The sequence below is a fragment of the Flagellimonas sediminis genome (assembly GCF_010500845.1).
In the GTDB taxonomy this organism is placed as follows: domain Bacteria; phylum Bacteroidota; class Bacteroidia; order Flavobacteriales; family Flavobacteriaceae; genus Flagellimonas; species Flagellimonas sediminis.
Window position 1 is genome coordinate 22,108 of record NZ_JAAAMI010000005.1, and the last position, 20,250, is coordinate 42,357.

Annotated in this window: 17 protein-coding genes; 16 read left to right on the forward strand and 1 reads right to left on the reverse strand. The window is 43.6% G+C overall.

Translation table 11 applies throughout. The features are described 5' to 3' along the window. Position 1 precedes the first annotated feature (1 nt). The 16 genes from GTK07_RS10890 (at position 2) to trxB (ending at position 19,451) form a co-directional block, all read left to right on the forward strand. On the forward strand, positions 2-1,336 hold the full coding sequence (locus GTK07_RS10890; RefSeq protein WP_417939212.1) for a glucoamylase family protein: 1,335 nt from the start codon (positions 2-4) through the stop codon (positions 1,334-1,336). Between the two features lies 1 nt (position 1,337). Beyond that, positions 1,338-2,126 (forward strand): carboxylesterase family protein, encoded by a 789-nt coding sequence (locus GTK07_RS10895; protein WP_163635281.1) that lies wholly within the window; start codon positions 1,338-1,340, stop codon positions 2,124-2,126. 2 nt (positions 2,127-2,128) lie between these two features. Then, the gene (locus tag GTK07_RS10900) at positions 2,129-3,898 is read left to right on the forward strand and encodes a discoidin domain-containing protein (protein WP_163635282.1); all 1,770 of its coding nucleotides are present in this window, start codon (positions 2,129-2,131) and stop codon (positions 3,896-3,898) included. A 24-nt stretch (positions 3,899-3,922) separates the two neighbouring features. Continuing rightward, positions 3,923-6,190 (forward strand): beta-glucosidase BglX, encoded by a 2,268-nt coding sequence (gene bglX, locus GTK07_RS10905; RefSeq protein WP_163635283.1) that lies wholly within the window; start codon positions 3,923-3,925, stop codon positions 6,188-6,190. Between the two features lie 55 nt (positions 6,191-6,245). Beyond that, positions 6,246-7,871: a sulfatase family protein gene (locus GTK07_RS10910; protein WP_163635284.1), complete on the forward strand. Its 1,626-nt coding sequence runs from the start codon at positions 6,246-6,248 to the stop codon at positions 7,869-7,871. Further along, complete coding sequence (locus tag GTK07_RS10915) at positions 7,868-8,710, forward strand: endonuclease/exonuclease/phosphatase family protein (RefSeq protein WP_163635285.1); 843 nt, start codon at positions 7,868-7,870, stop codon at positions 8,708-8,710. The genes GTK07_RS10910 and GTK07_RS10915 overlap by 4 nt, the downstream gene beginning before the upstream one ends. Positions 8,711-8,906: 196 nt before the next feature. Next, positions 8,907-9,362, forward strand: a complete 456-nt coding sequence (locus GTK07_RS10920) for a (2Fe-2S)-binding protein (protein ID WP_163635286.1) — start codon at positions 8,907-8,909, stop codon at positions 9,360-9,362. A gap of 27 nt (positions 9,363-9,389) precedes the next feature. After that, positions 9,390-11,594 (forward strand): xanthine dehydrogenase family protein molybdopterin-binding subunit, encoded by a 2,205-nt coding sequence (locus GTK07_RS10925; protein ID WP_163635287.1) that lies wholly within the window; start codon positions 9,390-9,392, stop codon positions 11,592-11,594. A 473-nt stretch (positions 11,595-12,067) separates the two neighbouring features. Next, positions 12,068-13,522, forward strand: a complete 1,455-nt coding sequence (locus GTK07_RS10930; protein WP_163635288.1) for an arginine decarboxylase — start codon at positions 12,068-12,070, stop codon at positions 13,520-13,522. Between the two features lie 110 nt (positions 13,523-13,632). Further along, positions 13,633-14,607: a deoxyhypusine synthase family protein gene (locus tag GTK07_RS10935; RefSeq protein WP_163635289.1), complete on the forward strand. Its 975-nt coding sequence runs from the start codon at positions 13,633-13,635 to the stop codon at positions 14,605-14,607. Then, positions 14,607-14,924, forward strand: coding sequence for a hypothetical protein (locus GTK07_RS10940; RefSeq protein WP_313790802.1), 318 nt, complete (start codon positions 14,607-14,609; stop codon positions 14,922-14,924). The genes GTK07_RS10935 and GTK07_RS10940 overlap by 1 nt, the downstream gene beginning before the upstream one ends. Before the next feature lie 23 nt (positions 14,925-14,947). Next, positions 14,948-15,400 carry an NUDIX hydrolase gene (locus GTK07_RS10945; RefSeq protein ID WP_163635290.1) on the forward strand — a complete coding sequence of 151 codons (453 nt, stop codon included), beginning with the start codon at positions 14,948-14,950 and terminating at the stop codon, positions 15,398-15,400. After that, positions 15,366-15,779, forward strand: a complete 414-nt coding sequence (locus GTK07_RS10950; protein WP_163635291.1) for a VOC family protein — start codon at positions 15,366-15,368, stop codon at positions 15,777-15,779. The genes GTK07_RS10945 and GTK07_RS10950 overlap by 35 nt, the downstream gene beginning before the upstream one ends. Positions 15,780-15,782: 3 nt before the next feature. Next, complete coding sequence (locus GTK07_RS10955; RefSeq protein ID WP_163635292.1) at positions 15,783-16,571, forward strand: RMD1 family protein; 789 nt, start codon at positions 15,783-15,785, stop codon at positions 16,569-16,571. Between the two features lie 12 nt (positions 16,572-16,583). After that, positions 16,584-17,954, forward strand: a complete 1,371-nt coding sequence (rimK, locus tag GTK07_RS10960) for a 30S ribosomal protein S6--L-glutamate ligase (RefSeq protein ID WP_163635293.1) — start codon at positions 16,584-16,586, stop codon at positions 17,952-17,954. Positions 17,955-18,482: 528 nt separating this feature from the next. After that, entirely contained in the window at positions 18,483-19,451 is a 969-nt protein-coding gene (trxB, locus tag GTK07_RS10965; protein WP_163635294.1) for a thioredoxin-disulfide reductase, read from the forward strand. Positions 19,452-19,517: 66 nt separating this feature from the next. Here the strand turns inward: trxB and GTK07_RS10970 are convergent, their stop codons facing one another. Next, positions 19,518-19,961 (reverse strand): hypothetical protein, encoded by a 444-nt coding sequence (locus GTK07_RS10970; RefSeq protein WP_163635295.1) that lies wholly within the window; start codon positions 19,959-19,961, stop codon positions 19,518-19,520. Positions 19,962-20,250: the final 289 nt, after the last annotated feature.

Genomic DNA, 20,250 nt, shown 5'->3' on the forward strand with positions numbered 1-20,250 from the left:
AATGCTGATCATGGCATGTGGCGGGGGAGACGATTATACCTATATTCCCACAACACCTGAAATTCCTGATGATGGGTCCAACAACGTGCCAACCATTAGCGATAATGATTTGATGGACTTGGTACAAGAAGAAACCTTTAAATACTTCTGGGATTATGCCGAAACTAATTCAGGTGGAGCCAAAGAAAGGTATCATCCCAAGGACCCAGGTCTCAATGCCGAGGTGGTAACATCTGGTGGGACAGGTTTTGGTCTTATGGCAATTTTGGTAGGTGTTGAACGCGGGTTCATTACCCGAAGCGAAGCTGTGGACCGATTGACCACGCTGTTGGATTTTTTGGAAAATGCAGATCGTTTTCACGGAGCATGGTCCCATTGGATCAATGGTTCAACCGGGGCCGTCATCCCATTTAGCAGTTTGGATAATGGTGGCGACCTTGTGGAAACCGCCTTCCTGACCCAAGGACTCATCTGTGTGAAGGAATATTTCAAAAACGGTTCTGATGAAGAAAAAGCATTGGCCCAGCAGGCCGATAATCTTTGGAAGGGAGTAGAGTGGAATTGGTATACTCAAAATCAAAACGTTTTGTATTGGCATTGGAGTCCCAATTTCGGATTCGACATTAACCTGCAGTTAAAAGGCTATAACGAGGTGTTGATTACCTATGTTTTAGCAGCGGCATCACCAGATTATAGCATTGAAAAACCGGTATACACCAATGGTTGGGCATCGGGTGGTGGAATCAAATCTGCGAATACCCAATATGGTTTTCCCCTTTTGGTGAAACATAATGGGAACGAACAATTTGGCGGACCTCTATTCTGGGCCCATTACTCCTATTTGGGACTTAACCCCAAGACCCTTTCAGATGAGTATGTGGATTATTGGGATGTAAACGTGAACCATTCCAAGATCAATTATACCTATTGTGTCACCAACCCAAAAGGTTTTGAAGATTATGGGGAAGATTGTTGGGGATTGACAGCCAGTTATACTAGGAATAATGATGGTAGCTTGGGGTATAATGCCCACAGCCCTGCCAATGATACAGGAGTGATTTCACCAACTGCGGCCATCAGTTCCATTCCGTACACTCCTCAGGAATCTTTAAAAGCAATGCACTATTTTTACAAGAACAAGGATAAGCTTTTAGGTCCGGCCGGATTTTACGATGCCTTCAGTCCGGAAAATAATTTTTGGGTCGCAGAAGCCTATTTGGCCATTGACCAAGGACCACAGATCATCATGATCGAAAATTACCGTTCAGGTTTACTGTGGAACTTGTTCATGGGCAACGAAGATGTGAAGGCAGGACTAACAAAACTCGGATTTTGATATGAAAAGTAAACTGTTATTATCGCTATTATTTTTGGGATTTGCCTTGGGCAATGCCCAGTGGCAATCCAAGTATGAGGAAAAGATACTCGTGCAAGGGAACGATACCTTAAGGTATCGGATCATGTATCCCAAGAACTTCAAGGAAACGGAAAAATACCCGGTCATTTTGTTTTTGCATGGAGCAGGGGAACGGGGCAATGATAATCAAAGTCAGTTGGTACATGGAGGAAAATTATTCGCAACCGATTACCTTCAAGAACGATATCCTGCCATCGTTATTTTTCCACAGTGTCCCAAAGAAAGCTATTGGTCCAATGTAGATGTGGACCGAAGTACCTATCCCATCCACTTGAAATTCAAATATGACCAAGGACCAACCACACCCATGCGTATGGTCATGGATTTGCTTGACAGTACCATCCAACAACCGTATGCTGACGATAACCAAGTTTACTTAATGGGTCTTTCTATGGGCGGTATGGGCACTTTTGAATTGTTGAACAGAAAGCCGGATACGTTCGCTGCTGCCATCCCCATTTGTGGTGGAGGTGACCCCAATTCGGTGTCGGTTTATGCCAAGAATACTCCATTATGGGTATTTCATGGGGCACAGGACAATGTGGTGAACCCATTGCAGTCCATGGAAATGGTTGCTGCCTTATTGAAGACAGGGGTTTTTCCAAAATTCACCTTATATGATTTTGCCAATCACAATAGCTGGGATCCCGCATTTGCAGAACCCGAGTTGTTGCCTTGGTTGTTTGCTCACAAAAAACAAAATCAGTAGCCATGGGGTCAAGAACACTTTTAACTTCCTTATTCGTTGTGTTTTTGACCATGTCGCCATTATTGGTTGAGGCACAACAGCGAACCTATTGCAATCCCATTAACATAGATTATGGGTACACGCCAATTCCTAATTTGGCAACCCACGGTAAACATAGGGCCACCGCAGATCCTGTTATTGTGACCTTTAAAGGGAAGTACTACCTGTTTTCCACCAACCAATGGGGTTATTGGTATAGTGATGATATGTGCCATTGGAACTTTGTTCCGCGCAAATTTTTAAGGGAGCGTAACGTAACCTACGATGAACTTTGTGCCCCTGCAGCCTTTGTGATGAAAGATGAACTGTATTTGATCGGATCTACACATGGACCTGCTTTTTCCATGTGGAAGAGTAAGGACCCTACCACGGATAATTGGGAAATTGCCGTGGATTCACTCAAAGCGGGAGCTTGGGATCCCGGATTTTTATATGAAGACGATACGGACAAACTTTACATGTACTGGGGATCCAGCAACGTATTCCCAATATTGGGAACAGAGATCAACACCAAGACATTACAGTCCGAAGGTTACGTGAAACCTTTGATTTCCTTGGTTCCTGAAGACCATGGATGGGAACGTTTTGGTGAATACAACGACAATACCTTTTTACAGCCCTTTATGGAAGGTGCTTGGATGACCAAACACAACGGAAAGTACTATTTGCAGTACGGAGGTCCTGGTACGGAATTCAGCGGCTATGCCGATGGGGTGTATATCAGTGAAATGCCTTTGGATCGTTTCGAATATCAATCCCACAATCCTTTTGCCTACAAACCCGGAGGATTTGCCCGGGGAGCTGGTCATGGGGCCACTTATCAAGATACTTTTGGAAATTGGTGGCACGTGTCTACCATCATTCTGAACCAAAAGAACAATTTTGAACGCCGCATTGGTATCTGGCCAGCCGGTTTTGATCAAGATGATATCATGTATTGCAACACCGCTTATGGCGATTACCCAACCTATCTTCCTCAAAAAAATGCCAATCACGTTCAGGGACTCTTCACGGGTTGGATGGTGCTGAACTATAACAAACCAGTCCAAACTTCTTCAACCTTGGGAGGTTATACTTCCAATTACGCGGTTGATGAGGATATGAAGACTTACTGGAGTGCCAAAACGGGAAACAATGGGGAATGGTTCCAGACGGATCTTGGTGATGTTTCTACCATTAATGCCATCCAAATCAATTATGCGGATCAAGATGTGGAATTTATGGGAAAATCATCAGGTGTCTACCATCAATACAAGATCTACAGTTCCCTCGACGGTAAAAAATGGTCTGTATTGATCGATAAAAGCAAGAACGAGACCGATGTGCCCCATGACTACATCGAACTAAAAAATCCTGCCAAGGCACGCTACCTGAAAATGGAAAACATCAAAATGCCGACAGGGAAGTTTGCCCTGAGTGGTTTTAGGGTCTTTGGCAAGGGAGCTGGTGAAAAACCAAATTCCGTGGAAGATTTTATTGTGCTTAGGACAGATCCCAAAAAGTTTGGAGAGCGCAGAAATTCATGGCTACGCTGGAAACAGAACGATCTGGCCGATGGTTACATCATCTATTTTGGCAAGTCTCCGGACAAACTCTACGGAAGTATCATGGTCTATGGAAAAAACGAATATTATTTTTCCGGAATGGACCGAACGGATGCCTATTATTTTCAGATAGAAGCATTCAACAACAATGGGATTTCGGAACGGACACCCATTGTGAAATCAGAATAATTACGACTACAAAACAACCTGATCATGTACTATAGAAAATTACTTTTCGCCCTCTTGGCGGTCACTTTGGCTACCGCTAAGGCCCAACAACGGATTCCCGAGGTTGAGGCACTTTTGCAAAAAATGACCTTGGAGGAAAAAATAGGTCAGTTGAACCTGTTGACCCCTGGAGGTGGAGTGGCCACCGGTGAGGTGGTGAGCAAAAATGTGGAAACCAAGATCAAGGCCGGTGAGGTAGGCGGTCTTTTTGGGGTTGCTGGACCCGACAAAGTAAGGGTGGCGCAAGAGCTAGCCGTTAAAAAAAGCCGATTGGGAATCCCCTTGCTTATCGGTTCCGATGTGATCCATGGCTACAAGACAACGTACCCTATCCCTTTGGGATTGGCATCCAGTTGGGATATGGATTTGGTGAAACAAGCGGCCCAAATGGCAGCAAGGGAAGCTACGGCAGATGGCATCAACTGGAACTTTTCACCTATGGTGGATATTGCCCGAGACCCGCGTTGGGGAAGGATTGCTGAAGGTGCAGGCGAAGACCCCTATTTGGGCTCCAGAATAGCCGAGGCAACCGTAAAGGGCTATCAAGGAGACGATTTAGCCGCGGCCCATACCATGTTGGCCTGCGTAAAACACTTTGCACTGTACGGAGCCGCCGAAGCTGGCCGTGATTATCATTCCGTGGATATGAGCAAGATTAAGATGTTCAACCAGTACTTGCCCCCATACAAAGCCGCTGTGGATGCTGGTGTGGCCAGTGTCATGAGCTCTTTCAATGATGTGGATGGAATCCCTGCCACGGGAAATAAGTGGTTGTTGACCGATTTACTTCGTGATAAATGGGGATTCAGTGGATTTGTGGTTTCCGACTACACCTCACTAAACGAAATGATCCCTCACGGATTAGGTGACTTGCAAGCGGTTTCCGCATTGGCTCTGAATGCAGGTTTGGATATGGATATGGTTGGCGAAGGCTTCCTCACTACCCTGAAAAAATCCTTGGAAGAAGGCAAGGTGACCGAGGAAGCGATCACCAACGCCTGCCGAAGAATTTTGGAAGCCAAATACGTTTCTGGACTTTTTGAGGATCCATATCGTTATTTGGACAGCAAACGTCCTGCGAAGGATATTTTAACTACGGAAAACAGGACATTGGCCCGTACCTTGGCCGCCCATTCCTTTGTTCTGTTGAAAAATGAAAACAATATTTTGCCCCTTCAAAAAAGCAAAAAGATTGCCTTGGTAGGGCCATTGGCAGATAGCAGGAACAATATGTTGGGTACCTGGGCACCTACGGGAGATGTAAGTTTGGCTGTGACCATTTTGGAAGGATTCAAGAATGTGGCCCCCAATGCAACGATTAAGTATGCAAAGGGAGCCAATATTTCAGATGATAAGGAATTCGCAGAACATGTGAACGTATTCGGTCCAAGAATAGAAATCGATGAACGTTCCCAAGAAGTGATGGTGGATGAGGCAGTGGAATTGGCCAAGAATTCTGATGTTGTGGTGGCCGTTGTAGGAGAGGCTACCGAAATGAGCGGGGAAGCAGCCAGCCGCACCGATATTTCAATTCCTGAAAGTCAGAAAATATTGATTCGTGCCTTGGTGGCGACAGGAAAACCTGTTGCCTTGATATTGATGAGCGGTCGACCCTTAACCATTCCTGATGAATTTGGATTGCCCGTGGCCATTTTGCAGGTGTGGCACCCTGGTGTAGAGGCGGGCAATGCCATTGCCGATGTGGTTTTTGGGGATTACAATCCCTCTGGAAAATTGACGGTTACCTGGCCACGGAATGTGGGTCAAATCCCTATTTATTACAGCGCCAAGAACACGGGTAGGCCTGCCCCTGAAAATGGAGAGTTCCAAAAATTCAGGTCCAATTATCTGGATTCCCCCAATTCCCCATTATTGCCTTTTGGATATGGATTGAGCTACACCAACTTTGAATACTCGGATCTAAAATTGGACAAAACTAGCATAGGTCAGGGAGAATCGATTTCTGCTACAGTTACAGTGACCAATACCGGAAATTTTGATGGGGAAGAAGTGGTACAGTTGTATTTGAAGGATGAGGTAAGAAGCATAACCCCGCCAAAACGCGAGTTGAAAGGTTTTCAAAAGATACTATTGAAAAAAGGGGAGAGCAAGGCAGTGACCATCACCCTATCCCCTGATGATTTGAAATTTTATAACGGCCAATTGGATTTTGTGGCAGAGCCAGGAGCGTTTCAGGTGTTTGTTGGGACCAACTCCGATGCCCAACTTTCAAAATCATTTATATTGAAATAATGGTGAACAAAGTGCTGTACAGCACTTTTGTTTCATCAACCTAAAAACTGTAAATATGTATTGGAAAAGAGCCATTCTGCTGCTATTGTTGATTTCTGCCTGTAAACAACAGGAAAAACAAAAAGAAGAAGTGGCAGCTGGTCCGCCGAACATTATTTTCATCATGTCCGATGACCATGCTTTTCAGGCGATCAGTGCGTATGGACATGAATTAGGGAAATTGGCCCCTACGCCCAATATAGATCGCATTGCTAAAAATGGGGCCCTTTTCAGGAATAATTTCTGTACCAATTCTTTATGCGGACCAAGTAGGGCGGTGATCCTAACGGGAAAATTGAGCCACATCAACGGTTTTCGCATGAATGGCGAGCAGTTTGATGGCAGACAGCCAACCTTACCCAAATATTTGAAAGAGCTAGGGTATCAGACAGGGATTATTGGGAAGTGGCATTTGCATGGTGCACCCACAGGATTTGATTATTGGGATATTTTGAACGATCAGGGCAATTATTACAATCCCGAGTTCATTTCCGGGGGCGACACCACTATAGTTGAAGGCTATGCCACGGATTTGATCACCGATAAAAGTCTGGATTGGTTACAGCACCGAGACAGCGCACAGCCTTTTTATTTGATGGTGCACCATAAGGCACCTCACAGAAATTGGATGCCGGCCCTGCGACATCTGAACGCCTACGACACCATTACCTTTCCGTTGCCGGAAACGTATTTTCCAGAGTTTGTTAACCAACAGGCGGCTTCTGAACAATTGCAAACCATTTATACCGATATGTACGAAGGGCACGATCTTAGGATGAGCAAAGGCCCTGGAAGTACGGAATTGGCCCAAAATCCATGGACCATCGATTTTGATCGTATGACACCCGAGCAGCGTAAAATTTGGGACGAAGCCTATCTGCCCAAAAACAACGCCTTTTGGGAAGCCAACCTTCATGGCAAAGAACTGGCCGAATGGAAAGGACAAAGGTTTCTTCAGGAATATTTGGCCACGATAAAAGCTGTTGATGAAGGTGTTGGTAGGATTTTGGACTATCTGGAAAAAACAGGGTTGGATAAAAATACTTTGGTGGTATATACCTCTGACCAAGGATTTTATTTGGGCGAGCACGGCTGGTTCGATAAGCGTTTTATGTATGAGGAATCCATGAAAATGCCTTTGCTGATGCAATTGCCAGGAGTCATCGAACCGGGAACAGAAATCGATGCGATGGTGCAGAACCTTGATTTTGCCCCTACCTTTTTGGATTTGGCAGGCGGGCCACAATATGCATCGGAAATGCAAGGTCAGTCCTTTAGGCATGTATTGGATGGAACTGGAAACGATTTCAAGAATGCCGTGTATTACCACTACTATGATTTTCCGGCATTCCACATGGTGAAAAGGCAATATGGGGTGCGCACGGATCGCTACAAACTCATCCATTTTTATGATGACATTGATGCATGGGAGTTCTATGACCTTCAAAAAGACCCCCACGAAGTACATAATGCCATAAATGACGAAGAATATAAAGATATCATAACCTCCATGCACCAAAAATTGGATAGCTTGCAAGCTGTTTATAAAGTGACCGAAAAGGAATTTGAGACCACTCCAAAGGAAAAAGTCGATAATGCCTATGAAGTCTTTAAAAAATTGAGAGGAACACCTATCCAATGAAAAAATATTTAATTGCCCTATTGCTTTTTGTAGTGATGGTCGGTGCTAATGGCCAGACCATAGATGTGATTACTTACAACATCCGATATGACAATCCCAACGACAAACCCAACAATTGGGACAACCGGAAGGCATTCCTGATTTCGCAATTGCAATTTTATGCCCCGGATGTTTTTGGAACGCAAGAGGGGTTGGTGCATCAACTCAAGGATATTGACCAAGGGCTTGGCGACTATACCTATGTTGGTATAGGGCGTGATCATGGTGATGACCGTGGTGAGTTTTCCGCTCTATTCTATAATACCAAAAAACTCAACGTTTTAAAGCATTCCACGTTTTGGCTGTCCGAAACTCCAGATGTACCATCCAAAGGATGGGATGCCGCCTTGCCCCGTATCTGTACGTATGGACTTTTTGAAAATAAGGCGGATGGGAGCAAGTTCATGGTCTTCAATACGCATTTTGATCATGTGGGGGTAACGGCAAGGGCAGAAAGCTCCAAACTTATCCTAAAAAAAATGAAAGAATTGAATCCTAATGGTCTGCCTGTTATTTTGACGGGTGATTTCAATTTGGAAAGCGACAGCTCTGGGGTGCAAGTAATTTTGGGAGAAATGACGGACACCCATGTCGCTGTGGGAAAAAATGCCTTTGGCCCTAATGGTACCTTCAACGGGTTTGAGTTCAATAAACCTGTGGAGCGGAGGATAGACTACATATTCGTCTCCCCAAACAATGTTGAGGTTCTAAAAAGTGCGATTTTGAGCGACTCGAAAGACTGCCGATACCCTTCGGATCACCTTCCGGTATTTGCACGGTTACGTCTCGTAGTACCTTAAAACTCGTTTCTTCGACCTCAAAATATCAGTTGTTTGAATTTTGTAGGTTTTGCCATAAAATTTACGGCCCCGATTATTTGCACTTTATTCAATGAATATTGAAAAATGCAAATGCAATGTTAATTTTTTTAAGGATATTAACGGAGGATATAAGCATTTTAAAATAAATCCATAACTTCAAGGGAATTTTTATATCATGGCACTATTTACACTGAACATCAACGGAAAGAAACAAGAGGTGGATGTGGATCCTACCACGCCAATGCTCTGGGTTTTAAGGGACCATTTGAATTTGGTCGGAACAAAATATGGTTGTGGGATCGCACAATGCGGTGCATGTACCATCCATTTGGAAGGTACGGCAACACGTGCCTGTATGCTACCAGTGTCAGCAGTGGGCAATCAGGCCATAACCACCATAGAAGGCTTGTCTGAAAATGGTGACCATCCTGTTCAAAAAGCATGGTTGGAAGTGGATGTTCCCCAATGTGGATACTGTCAGGCCGGTCAGATCATGACCGCAGCGGCATTCTTGGAAAAAAATCCAAATCCGACAGAGGAAGAAATCGAGATGGCCATGAATGGCAACATCTGCAGATGTGGAACTTATCTGCGTATTAGGAAAGCCGTTAAAATGGCAGCGAATTCATAATCCAACCCACCTGAAAACCTAGAAAAAATGACACTAGTTAAAACAAAAATAGGAAGACGTGCCTTTATCAGAAACACCGGGCTTGCCGGTGGAGGTCTGGTATTGGGTTTCAATTGGCTGGCCTCTTGTAAAATGACACCTGAACAGGTGAGCAGTTTGCCCAAGGAATGGTTTAACCTGAACGGTTTCCTCAAAATAGGGGATAACGGGTTGGTAACCATCATGTCACCCAATCCAGAGATTGGACAAAACGTAAAAACGGCAATGCCCATGATCATTGCTGAAGAGTTGGACGTGGCCTGGAAAGATGTCATCGTGGAACAGGCACCGTTGAACACCGATATATTTACCCGCCAGTTGGCCGGTGGTAGCCAGTCCATCCGTCAAGGGTGGGAGAGCCTTCGCATGGCGGGGGCCACGGCAAGGCATATGTTGAAGGAAGCCGCGGCCAAAGCTTGGGAGGTTCCTGCTGGTGAGATTACCACCAAGGAAGGCCAGTTGATGCATGAGGCCAGTGGTAAATTGGCAGGTTATGGCGAAATGGCATCAGCCGCTACGGCTATTGAAGTGCCCGAGGAAGTGGAACTTAAGGATATCAATACCTTCAGTATTATTGGAACGGACAAGAAAAATGTGGATGGACCCAAGATTGTCACCGGTCAGCCCTTATACGGTTTGGATATTCAAAGGGAAGGAATGCTCACCGCCATGATTGTGCATCCTCCCGCATTTGGAATGAAATATAAAAGCATGAACGCCGAATCGGTGAAATCCATGCCAGGTATAAAGGATGTGTTCCATTTTGAGGCCTATACTGATGAGGTTGAAAAGCAATGGTCCGATGGTGGAGGAATCCCCGAATTGGTGGCCATTGTGGGCAATAGCACTTGGGAATGCATGCAGGCCAAAAAAGCATTACAGGTAGAATGGGAGGAAATTTCAAAATTGGAGAGTTCTGCTTACCATGATGAAGCCTTGGCTGCCCTAATGAATAAACCCACGGAACAACCAGCCAGAAAGGATGGCGATGTGGAAGCGGCCTTTAAAAAAGCGGCCAAAATTGTGGAAAGCACCTATACGGCACCATATTTAGCGCATAATACCATGGAGCCCATGAACTTTTTTGCGCACGTTACACCAGAGAAGGCAGAACTGTTGGGCCCCATTCAAACCCCTGAGTTTTTGGAAAAAACCTTGGTATCCCGATTGGGGATGCCAGCGGAGAAAATTGATATCATGATGACCCGTATGGGTGGTGGCTTTGGTCGCCGACTCTACGGAACCTTTGCTGTGGAGGCTGCAGTCATTTCCCAAAAAATGAACGCCCCGGTGAAATTGGTGTATTCTAGGGAAGATGATATGACCCAAGGAACATATCGCCCTTCATACAAAATAAAATACAAAGCAGGTTTGGACGAAAAGGGCAACCTGATCGCCTGGCATGTACGTGGTGCTGGTACCAATGATGATTTGGTTTGGGAAAATCGATTCCCGGCAGGAGCAGTGGACAATTACCTGGCGGAAAAACATGTGTTGCAGACCAATGTAACCACTGGGGCATGGCGTGCACCACGTTCCAATTTTATTGCTGGTGCCGAGCAAGCTTTTATGGATGAGGTGGCGGAGGCTTCAGGAAAAGATCCGATCGAGTTCAGATTAGAGTTGTTCGATCGTGCCATCAACAATCCGGTGGGTGATCCTAAACAAAACGATTATGACCCTGAACGTTATGCCGGGGTATTGAAACTCGTCAAGGAAAAATCCAATTGGAACGGAATGGACAATGGTAAGTCCAGAGGGGTATCCGCCTATTTCTGTCATGATTCCTATGTGGCCCAGGTATTGGATCTGGAAGAAGGCAGTGGAGCTCCAAGAGTAGGCAAAGTTTGGTGTGCCGTGGATTGCGGAATTGTCATCAACCCATTGAGTGCCAAAAACCAAGTGGAAGGTGGTATTGTGGACGGTATTGGACACTCTACGTATAGTGCTATGACCTTTACAGATGGGAAACCGAACCAAAGCAATTTTGATACCTACAGGTTGATCAGAAATACAGAGGCACCTAAGGAAGTGGAAACCTTTTTTGTGGATAATGGAATAGACCCAACTGGATTGGGTGAACCTTCCTTGCCGCCTATTGTTGGAGCCTTGGCAAATGCCTTGTACAAAGCAACAGGAAGAAGACATTACAGCCAACCTTTCATCAATGATAGGCCACCATTAGTGGGATAGAAAACCGGATTTCTCGGTAAAACATGGGAATATTTCCGTTGGCAGTCGTATCTTTATGATATGAGGCTATATTCAATAGCGACGTTCTTGGATTTTCGTGTATGTAAATTATTGAATTACAGCAATTTATTATTGAAAATTATTTTTCGGTAAAAAAGTTGCGGTGTTTGTTTTTTGTTTATGTTTGATCCATGAATGGGTCCTTAATATTTGGACGCATTTGCCTATTAGCGTTGAAATTTTTTTTCATGATCGGGCTTTTGGGAAAAAGGAAGTCTATCCCCCAAGCCGTCTTAGGGATAAGACACCGTATCTTAGGGCTGACTTCCGAAAAACACCCCTTAATCCGTGATATTTCACGGACCCCTAACTTTGTTCCATACACCGTTTTTGAATTTCGTATCTGAGAACCAGTCATTGTTCTGGCTTTTAATGTTTTATTGTATTAATTAATCCTCAATACGAAAATTAGAATGAAAACGAAATATATCGATTTGATCGAACAGACCTATGATTTTCCCCAAGAAGAATTTCAGTTGGAAGACAATAAACTGCAATTCCATGGCATAGATCTTTACGGTTTGATCCAACAATATGGTACCCCGCTCAAATTCACCTATTTGCCCAAAATTTCGGATAATATCCAAAGGGCCAAAAAGTGGTTCAAGAGTGCCATGAAAAAACATAAATATGCGGGAAGCTATCACTATTGCTACTGTACCAAGAGTTCCCATTTTGAGCATGTGCTGAACGAGGCCCTTAAAAATGATATCCATATTGAAACCTCTTCGGCTTTTGATATCGACATCGTGCAACACTTGATGAAAAGTGGCAAGATTACCAAGAATACCTTTGTAATTTGCAACGGTTTCAAAAGGGATCAATACATCCAGAATATAGCTGGGTTGATCAACAATGGTCATAAGAACTGTATTCCAATTATTGATAATTATGAGGAAATAGAGCTTTTGAGCGATGCAATAGAAGGCAATTTTAAGGTAGGGATCAGGATTGCCTCCGAGGAAGAGCCAAAATTTGAGTTCTATACGTCTCGTTTAGGGATTGGTTACAAGAACATAGTGCCTTTTTACAATCAGTCCATCAAAACCAACGATAAAGTAGAGCTGAAGATGCTTCACTTCTTTATCAATACCGGTATCAGGGATACGGCCTACTACTGGAACGAACTTTTAAAATGTTTAAAGGTATACATCAGCCTAAAAAGGGTATGCCCCACTTTGGACAGTTTGAACATTGGCGGTGGGTTCCCCATCAAAAATTCCTTGGCCTTCGAATATGATTATGAGTATATGGTGGATGAGATCATCCATCAGATCAAGCAGGCTTGCGATGAGGCTGGGGTGGATGTGCCCAATATTTTTACCGAATTTGGCAGTTTTACCGTTGGTGAGAGTGGCGGTACCATTTACGAAGTATTGTATCAAAAACAACAGAACGACAGGGAAAAATGGAACATGATCAATTCATCTTTCATTACCACCATGCCAGATTCTTGGGCTATCAGCAAAAGGTTCATCACTCTATCCATTAACCGTTGGAACGATGAGTATGAGCGTGTACTACTGGGCGGATTAACTTGTGATAGTGACGATTATTACAATTCCGAACAGCACATGAACGCTATTTATCTTCCCAAATATCGAAGGGATAGGCCACTATATATTGGATTTTTCAACACAGGGGCGTACCAAGAGACCATTGGTGGTTTTGGAGGGTTGCAACACTGCTTGATTCCACATCCAAAACACGTTCTAATCGATAAGGATGAAGAGGGCAACATGAAAACAACCGTTTTTGCAGAGCAGCAGACGGCACAACAATTCCTTTCCATCTTAGGATATGGGGCTAAAAAAGAAACCGGTTCATTGGTGAAGTCCAAAGCCTTGCCAGTACCCAGCAAAAATTGAGGATAAGACATAAAGTCTGTTGGCATTGAAAAGAAATTAATCAAGAATGAAAATAGGGTGAAGGACGAAAATGAAATTTGAGAAGATCCAAAACCCGATAGACTAGTAAAATGAGCAACAAAGGAGCAATATCACAATTTATTCAGAAGTATTATTTGCATTTTAATGCAGCCGCCTTGGTGGATGCCGCCAAAGGTTATGAAAATCAGTTGAACCAAGGTTCCAAAATGTTGGTGTCCTTGGCCGGTGCCATGAGTACTGCGGAACTAGGAAAGATCTTTGCCGAGATCATCCGTACCAACAAGGTGCACATCGTGTCCTGTACCGGTGCCAACTTGGAAGAGGACCTGATGAACCTAGTGGCGCATTCCCATTATAAAAGGGTTCCCAATTACAGGGATTTGACCCCACAGGAAGAGTGGGACCTATTGGAGCAGGGCCTTAACCGGGTTACCGATACCTGTATCCCTGAAGAAGAAGCTTTTAGGAGATTGCAAAAGCATATTTATGAAATTTGGAAAGATGCTGAAGATAAGGGCGAACGCTATTTTCCACACGAGTTTATGTACAAATTGTTGCTTTCCGGGGTTTTGGAGCAATATTATGAGATTGATATCAAGGATTCCTGGATGTATGCAGCTGCCAAGAAGAACCTGCCCATTGTGGTTCCAGGTTGGGAAGACAGCACCATGGGCAACATTTTTGCCAGTTATGTGATCAAAGGAGAACTGAAGGCAAGTACCATGAAATCCGGTATTGAATACATGGCCTTTTTGGCCGATTGGTACCAGAAAAATTCCGAAAAAGGAATTGGGTTCTTCCAGATTGGTGGAGGTATCGCGGGGGATTTCCCCATTTGCGTGGTACCCATGCTATATCAAGATTTGGAACAGACCGAAACCCCTTTTTGGAGCTATTTCTGCCAAATCAGTGATTCCACCACCAGTTACGGATCCTATTCAGGGGCCGTTCCGAATGAAAAGATTACCTGGGGCAAATTGGACATTGATACACCCAAGTTCATTGTGGAATCAGATGCTACCATTGTGGCACCATTGATTTTTGCCTACCTTTTAGATATGTGATGATGAGGAACAGACAAACAGTGGCTTTAAAACGTGTAATTGTTGATTGCAAAAAGCTGGACAATCATATCCTTAACCTTTTGGTGGAAAAATACCCCGAAGGATATGACGACGCCGATATCGTGACGTATCGCAACGCTAACAATGAAGTGGTGGAATGTATCGAGGTGCGTACCGAGGACACTGCTTATTTGGTTCGCGTGAGCAAGCGATTGGTGATGGCCATGGAGGATTATGACGACTCGGAGAATATTTCTGGCAACGACGGTGAAACATCTTTGGACACAGATGGTTTGGAGGACTCCGATGAGGAGTAGAACAAAAATCAAAAGGGCCCATTATGAAAAAATTGATCAAATCCCGACTAATTGCCGTTCATAAGGATAAAGTCCTGGTGCTGAAAAAAGTAGCCCGACCACTCCGGTATACCTTGCCTGGAGGAGTTAAGAAGAAGAAAGAAACCGAATCGGAGACCTTGATCAGGGAAGTTGGGGAAGAAATAAAGTTGAAGCTTACAGACAAGCAATTGCAATTTTACCTCTCCCATGTTAAAAAGGGCAAGTTCCAGACCGTGTTAAAAAACTATTATTTGGTTCAATTGAAGCAAAAGAGCATAAAGGTCAAAGAAAAACACAAGTTTGAAGAAGCATTGTGGTTGGAGTGGAAAGAAGCTTTGCCGTTTATGGACAAAATGGATCGTACGGCCGTTAGGTCATATTTCAAAAGTTTGGGTAGAAATTTAAAGAAACAAAATTCAGATGGATACAAAATTCCACCTCGCATTGCCATGTAAGGATATTGCAGAAACAAGGACCTTTTATTTGGATGTGATCAAAGCTGGTATTGGCAGGCAGGCAGAGCATTGGCTGGATGTAGACCTTTTTGGTAACCAGTTGACCTTTACCCAATCGGGTAGTTTCAATTTCGATTTTAAGAACTACCGTTTGGAAGATTATATCTTGCCATCCTTCCACTTTGGGGTAATCGTACCTGTTGAGGTTTGGGGCGAATTGTATTCCAGATTGTTCCAGATGGATCTTGAGATTACTACGGAGACCACCTTTATGCAGGATAGAATAGGGGAACACTTGTCATTCTTCGTACAGGACCCTAACGGTTACATGGTGGAATTCAAAAGCTTTAAAGATCCCAAGGATATTTTCGCAACTTAAATCATGGATTCCAAAGCCATAGCCTTACATATAGCCGAAAGCATCGACATATCTGGTTGCAGACGGGCCATTGATAAGGAACTTTTGTATGGTGACAGGGACGAACTGTTCTATTCGGATGGAGCTTTGGGCTACCTCTATATCTTTAAGTATGGGATCGTGTCCTATTATGGATTGCCGGAAACCACCGTTTCCGAAATATTTGCCGATCTTCAACCCTTTTGTGTCAAATGGCGTAGGTCCGAGCTTACGGAAGAAATTCAAATAGAATGGGTGTCCAGCGAGCAGGCCTCAAGGGTAACAAACAATAAAATTCTATTGCCCGGATCGAATGTAGAGGGCATACGATTGGCCTTGTTGCACTTATCCCAATCTGTGGCGTTGGATTATTTTGAAGGACTGTCCGATCAGATCATGAACGAGACCCGATTGCATACCAGTTATTTGGAACAGCACGGGAGATTGGATTTAGGGGGAAAGAAATTAAAGAAATATATCGCAAGGGTATTGAACATCAACAACCAGATTTCCGAGAACCTCTATATTTTTGATTCCCCCGAAGTGGCTTGGGAAGACGAGTATTTGGATAAATTGGATAAGCACCTAAAACAGATCTTTGATTTAAAGGAGCGGTACCGCACCATCAAGGAGCAGGGCTTTATCATTAAAGAGAATTTGAGTCTGTTTAAGGACATCATGGATCATAGGGAAAGCAACAGATTGGAATGGATCATCATCATACTTATTTTAGTAGAGGTTGTTGATCTGTTTATCATGAGAATAATCAATTAACATCAACTTATTTTGAAAGACAATAAAGTATTGGGCAGTGAGGAATGGTGCCGATTTGAAGAATTGGGGATACCAGCCATAAAGGCAAGGGTGGATTCCGGGGCGAAGACATCATCCATACAGGCCAACAAAATCAAGATTTTTACCAAGGGTTTGGAAGATTGGGTACGCTTTGAGGTAAACCCATTACAGGACAATAGGAGCATCTCCATACTTTGCCAGGCCAAATTGGTAGATGTTAGGAGTGTGAAAAGTTCCCAAGGCATTTCTGAGGAGCGGCCCGTGATCAAAACACCGGTGAAAATTGGCGGTACTGTTTTCGAAATTGAACTTACCCTTGCCAACCGAGATACCATGGAATATAGGATGTTACTTGGTCGCGAAGCCTTGAACGGTAGGTATTTGGTAGATCCTTCTAAAAGTTTTAACCAAGGGGTCATTTCCGATGACGATTTATCACATAAATACCGCCCATACCAATCCGATAAAACGGGACTGAGCATTGGGCTTTTGGCCAGTAATCCAGAATTGTATAGCAACAAAAGGATCATTGAGGCAGGTGAAATGCGCGGGCACAAGGTGGTTTTTTTGAACGTGGAGAACGTTTACATGAAATTGGATGCCACCTCACCCGAAATTAGGTACCGTGGGGGAAACATACTGGATAAGTTCGATGCAGTGATTCCAAGGATCAAGCCTTCCGTTACCTTTTACGGTTGTGCACTGCTTAGACAGTTTGATACTTTGGGAGTTTATTGCTTGAACTCGGCAGATTCTATCAGTAAGTCGAGGGACAAACTTTTTGCCTCCCAATTGTTCTCCAAACACGATATCCACATACCTATTACAGGGTTTGCAAAATCACCTATGGACACCAAAGATTTGATCCGAATGGTGAACGGGGCTCCCTTGATCATCAAACTTTTGGAAAGCACCCAGGGGAAAGGAGTGGTCTTGGCCGAAACGAACAAGGCTGCGGAGAGTGTTATCAATGCGTTCAAGAGTGTGCAGACCAATATTTTGGTACAGGAGTTCATCAAAGAGGCCAACGGTCAGGATATCCGTTGCTTTGTGGTCAATGGCAAGGTAGTGGCCTCCATGCAACGGCAGGCACAAAAGGGGGAGTTCAGGGCAAACATACACCAAGGCGGTGCGGCATCCCTCATAAAAATTACTTCGGAAGAGCGCAAATTGGCCATTAAGTCGGCCAAAGTGCTCAACTTGGATGTAGCTGGGGTTGACATTATCCGTTCCAATCGTGGGCCATTGTTATTGGAGGTGAACTCATCGCCAGGATTGGAAGGCATAGAGAATACTACTGGCATGGATATTGCCAATGTAATGATCGAGACCATTGAACGTAAGCTGAAATACGTACAGTAACCTTGGATTTTAACTAACTCGTTTTTAGTCAGTCAATTACGATTTTAGCATATAATTTCTTACACAACCTACTCTTTTTAGGACTATGAATTCAAATAGGGCATCCGTTAAAGCAGATGCCCCATTTGTTAATTGGTTCCTTTCTATATCTAGTGACCATAGTATGTTTGTTCCAGTTAACGCAAAGCCTCCTTAAAAATAGGACGGGGTGTTTGTAGGGAACCAAGGTTCTTTTGCCCCAAATCTTATCATGAACGAGGTTTACGTTGCGCCATGGGGGTTTTTGAGGTTGAGCCCCCTTGGTTGCAACGGTTTTAAAGATCAAATATATGTTTCCCATAAATTTGACCTACTTTATTTGAAAAGGAGCTATGGAAATGGCTCCTTTTGTTTTTCCTTGATTTTACACCCCTTAATCTTATTCACGGAAATTGTTCACATCTTTTAAGAAATCGTAGAACCGTGCCACTGTAAGTTTTTGCACAAAAAACCTACTTTTGTAACATAATGCATTGAGGAATTTTTGTTATGTCAGAACAAGTTGAAAGAATAAAAACACTGATCATTGGTTCAGGTCCAGCGGGCTATACCGCCGCAATTTATGCTTCAAGGGCAGATTTGAAACCAGTGATGTATACGGGTATGGAACCTGGGGGACAATTGACCACCACTACTGAGGTGGATAACTTCCCAGGTTATCCAGAGGGTATTGATGGCCCAACCATGATGATGCAATTGCAACAGCAAGCAGAACGCTTTGGTACCGATGTAAGGATCGGGATGGTGACTGCAGTTGATTTTAGTGATGAAGTGGGAGGTTTGCATAAAATTACCGTAGACGATTCCAAATTGATTGAGGCCGAAACGGTTATTATTTCCACTGGTGCCTCTGCCAAATATCTGAACATTCCAAGTGAGCAGCGTTTGCGTGGTGGCGGTGTATCGGCATGTGCGGTTTGTGATGGTTTCTTTTACAAAGGTCAGGAAGTGGCCATTGTTGGAGCAGGGGATACTGCCGCAGAAGAGGCATCGTACTTGGCGAATATCTGTAAAAAAGTGACCATGTTGGTGCGCAAGGACCATATGAGGGCATCCAAAGCCATGCAGCATCGGGTAAACAGCATTGCCAACATTGAGGTCAGGTATAATTCAGAAGTGGATGAGGTATTGGGTGACCAAGTGGTAGAAGGGCTTAGGATTCTAAATAACCAAACCGGGGAGAAAGAGGAGATTGCCATCACAGGTTTGTTCATCGCCATTGGACACAAACCCAACACCGATATATTCAAAGGGCAACTGGAATTGGATGAAACAGGGTATATCATCACGCAAGCCAAATCCACAAGGACAAACAAACCCGGTGTGTTTGCAAGTGGTGATGCACAGGACAAAATCTATAGGCAAGCCGTAACGGCCGCAGGTACTGGATGCATGGCGGCATTGGATGCTGAGCGTTACTTGGCCGCAGTGGAAAGCAAGGAAATGATAGCATCCTAAACTCTTTTAGGAAAACTTGTTAAAAAAGGCACTGAATTTCAGTGCCTTTTTTTGTGGAATGCTAACTCAATCAATCCGTCTGTAGTTTTCTGAAAAAGTTCGGTTGCCATCGGCATCTACCGAAATCTGGCTAAAGGTATCCTCATTCAAGATCAGCTCGAATGTAAAATTCCTCATGGTATCCAAAGCCTTCATCATTTCATCATCCCCATATTCGATGACCTCTATAAGTTGGTCTTCGGTAATGCGATAAGAACCATACCCGAATCGACCGTTGGGATCATCCGGAACATATCGGGTCCACATAATCTTCTCTTTGGAATACATTTTAACCTGTCTATACCCATCCGATTTTGGAAGGGTATCCGTCACGTTCTGTCCATCATAATTATAAAAACTTTGGAGTTCCCAAGTTCCCTCAATTGTGGGACGGTTATGTTCTAGTCCCTTGAAGCTTCCCGCCATTAAGAACACAACAAAACATGCAATAAGTAAAATTGATTTTTTCATACCGTCTGACTTAATGGTGATTAAATTTTAACTAAAAGATAACAAAAAATTATGATAAAATTAAATTTAAAACCTTAAAAAATTGACAGATGCTCAACAGAAGATTTTTAGATCAATGTTTTCGGAATCTTGCCGAAGTAAGATTGGAAATGTCATCATCAACAGATTCGCGATGTGTTTGAAGAATAAGTGGAAATCTGTATGAATTTTTATGAAATGAACATTTTTGTTTAAAAATGTTTGATTTCTAAATTTTTTTAGACAAATTTCGGGGTTATTAACACAAAAT

Coding starts and splice junctions, on each gene's coding strand:
- GTK07_RS10900 (WP_163635282.1), top strand. CDS start 2,129: ATGGGGTCAAGAACACTTTTAACTTCCTTATTCGTTGTGTTTTTGACC.
- GTK07_RS10890 (WP_417939212.1), top strand. CDS start 2: ATGCTGATCATGGCATGTGGCGGGGGAGACGATTATACCTATATTCCC.
- trxB (WP_163635294.1), top strand. CDS start 18,483: ATGTCAGAACAAGTTGAAAGAATAAAAACACTGATCATTGGTTCAGGT.
- GTK07_RS10955 (WP_163635292.1), top strand. CDS start 15,783: ATGGATTCCAAAGCCATAGCCTTACATATAGCCGAAAGCATCGACATA.
- GTK07_RS10925 (WP_163635287.1), top strand. CDS start 9,390: ATGACACTAGTTAAAACAAAAATAGGAAGACGTGCCTTTATCAGAAAC.
- GTK07_RS10940 (WP_313790802.1), top strand. CDS start 14,607: ATGATGAGGAACAGACAAACAGTGGCTTTAAAACGTGTAATTGTTGAT.
- GTK07_RS10920 (WP_163635286.1), top strand. CDS start 8,907: ATGGCACTATTTACACTGAACATCAACGGAAAGAAACAAGAGGTGGAT.
- GTK07_RS10910 (WP_163635284.1), top strand. CDS start 6,246: ATGTATTGGAAAAGAGCCATTCTGCTGCTATTGTTGATTTCTGCCTGT.
- GTK07_RS10915 (WP_163635285.1), top strand. CDS start 7,868: ATGAAAAAATATTTAATTGCCCTATTGCTTTTTGTAGTGATGGTCGGT.
- GTK07_RS10935 (WP_163635289.1), top strand. CDS start 13,633: ATGAGCAACAAAGGAGCAATATCACAATTTATTCAGAAGTATTATTTG.
- GTK07_RS10945 (WP_163635290.1), top strand. CDS start 14,948: ATGAAAAAATTGATCAAATCCCGACTAATTGCCGTTCATAAGGATAAA.
- bglX (WP_163635283.1), top strand. CDS start 3,923: ATGTACTATAGAAAATTACTTTTCGCCCTCTTGGCGGTCACTTTGGCT.
- GTK07_RS10930 (WP_163635288.1), top strand. CDS start 12,068: ATGAAAACGAAATATATCGATTTGATCGAACAGACCTATGATTTTCCC.
- GTK07_RS10950 (WP_163635291.1), top strand. CDS start 15,366: ATGGATACAAAATTCCACCTCGCATTGCCATGTAAGGATATTGCAGAA.
- GTK07_RS10895 (WP_163635281.1), top strand. CDS start 1,338: ATGAAAAGTAAACTGTTATTATCGCTATTATTTTTGGGATTTGCCTTG.
- GTK07_RS10970 (WP_163635295.1), bottom strand. CDS start 19,961: ATGAAAAAATCAATTTTACTTATTGCATGTTTTGTTGTGTTCTTAATG.